Here is a 1,983-nt window from a genome sequence, read left to right on the forward strand (position 1 = left end):
CCCCAGCCATCGCCCGCCCTTGTTCACGTCCGTTGCCCGCGCCTCCTGGTCTTCAGGGGTAGGCACCCCCAGAAGCCATGTCACCCGCTGGGACAAGGCGAGTGTTGTCCGTCCACGGAGTGGGTGTGCGCACAGGGCGGCGAAGTGGGTGAAAGGTGCGTGCTAGCGTTTCGCTCCGTCGAGACATCGGGAGCGGACATGGCGTTGAGCACGTCAGAGGACTTCAAGCTGGACCTGGGCGTGGAGCCCTTGCGGCTGCTGCCCATCGTGTCCCGGCTGGAGGACTTCGTCCGGCCGTTCTGCGCCGCGCTCGATGCGTTCCATGCGGACTGGGACGCGCTCCGCAAGCTCCGCAAGGCGGAGCACCTGCCCTTCTACGAGAACCGGCTGCGCGAGGAGCACCAGCTCACGCAGCGCAAGCACCACACCGGCACGTCCGCCTTCGAGCTGGGCGAGACGGGCTGACGCGCCGTGGCCCCCAGCTACCGGGAACAGTGGGATGATCTGCGGCGGCGCGCCCGCCTGGTGCTCGTGGGGTTCTTGCTCTTTCCGCTCATCCCTGTCGTGGGATGGGCCCTGGAGGGGCGCCCAGGCGGAGGGCGAATCCTGTTTGCCTTCGCGCTGGGGTCGATGGGGTTCACCGTGGTTGCGTCATTTCGGGCAGGTTTCTTCCGGTGTCCCCGCTGTCGAGAGCGGTTCTTTCTCGACGGGCCCTACAGGAACTCCTTCACACGGAAGTGCCTGCGCTGTGTCCTTCCGAAATGGGCCGACCAGGACTGAGCACGGCCTACCGTGTTCCTTGCGCGTGTCCTTTGCTTCCCTCTGCGAAGCATTCCTGGGAGGCACGCATGCGAATGACGTTGTGAGTGCTGGGCGTGGTGCAGCGCGGGGCCTGCGGGGGCTGGGCTGAGTGTCAGACGCGTGTCCTTTGCTTTGCTGGGAAGTGTCACTCCCAGGGGGCGTGGATGCGAATGACGCGATGCGGGGCTGTCTGGCTGTGGCTGCTGTTGCCGGTGGCCGCATGGGCAGAGGACGTCCCGGAGGCGCCGCCCGTGGAGGTGGAACGGCGCCCACTGGACGAGGCCTGGCGCAACCTGCTGCGCGTGGAGGCGACGACGTTGTCCTTCCTGCCGCGCGCGGGGATGGGCACGAACGAGGGCTTCCTCCAGGTGGAGCCGACCCTCATTCTCGACGGAGGCGCGGAGTTCGGCCTCAACCTGGGCACGCCCGTGCGGTTGCGCCTCTGGGGTGGTGGAGGGGATGCGGGCTTCGTGCGGAGGGAGGACTGGGACAGCCTCTCTGATTGGGGCCAGCTCGTGCGCGGCCTCAAGCTGGGCTCGGACGCGGCGTCCGTCGGCGTGTGGCTGGGCGCCCTGGAGGACTACAGCCTGCTGTCGGCGCATCTGGTGCGCCGCTACTCCAACCGGACGAACCCGGACTACCACCCGGCCGGAGGCTTCCTCACGGGCACCGTGGGGCCGCTCTACACGGAGGCCTTCGCCTCGGACGTGTTGGGCGCGCGGTTGGTGGGTGCGGAGGTCGCGCTGGACGTGGGGCGCGTTCTCTTTGGCGCCGCTCACTCGCCGGGGCGCTACTCGCTCGCTATTTCCGCCGTGCACGACTGGGGACGGGCCGGAGGCCGCGCGCCATCCGTGACGCTGGCGCACCTGGACGGAACGGCGGTGGTGTTGAGGCGTCCGGGCCTGGAAGCGCACCTACTGGCGGGCTGGGGAGGACGGCCGGGCGTTGGAGGTGCCTGGGGCGCGGTGCTGGGCATGGGGGCGGATGCGGTGGCCTCCGCGTGGGATGTGTCGGTGCGCCTGGAGGCACGCAGGCAGCACGGCGGCTTCCGGCAGGGCTTCTTCGGCCCGGACTACGAGCTGGCGCGATTCCAGGCAGTGGGCCCGGAGGGTGTGCCGCTGGCGTCCGCTCCCCTTCCGGACGGGTACTCGCTCCAGGCCGAGGCTCGCGTGGGCTGGGATG

The 1,983-nt window shown here is 69.4% G+C and carries 2 protein-coding genes; both read left to right on the plus strand.

What is annotated here, in order from left to right; all coding sequences use genetic code 11:
• Positions 1 to 198: 198 nt before the first annotated feature.
• On the plus strand, positions 199 to 465 hold the full coding sequence (locus D7X55_RS38940) for a hypothetical protein (RefSeq protein WP_121725671.1): 267 nt from the start codon (positions 199 to 201) through the stop codon (positions 463 to 465).
• A 500-nt stretch (positions 466 to 965) separates the two neighbouring features.
• Positions 966 to 1,983: hypothetical protein (locus tag D7X55_RS38950; protein ID WP_121725673.1), on the plus strand; the 1,018-nt coding region annotated here is incomplete at its 3' end.

Origin of the sequence: Corallococcus sp. AB049A (genome assembly GCF_003668885.1) — a bacterium.
In the GTDB taxonomy this organism is placed as follows: domain Bacteria; phylum Myxococcota; class Myxococcia; order Myxococcales; family Myxococcaceae; genus Corallococcus; species Corallococcus interemptor.

What these genes read in the sequence shown, in the direction of transcription:
- D7X55_RS38940 (WP_121725671.1), top strand. Translation starts at nt 199, where the DNA reads ATGGCGTTGAGCACGTCAGAGGACTTCAAGCTGGACCTGGGCGTGGAG.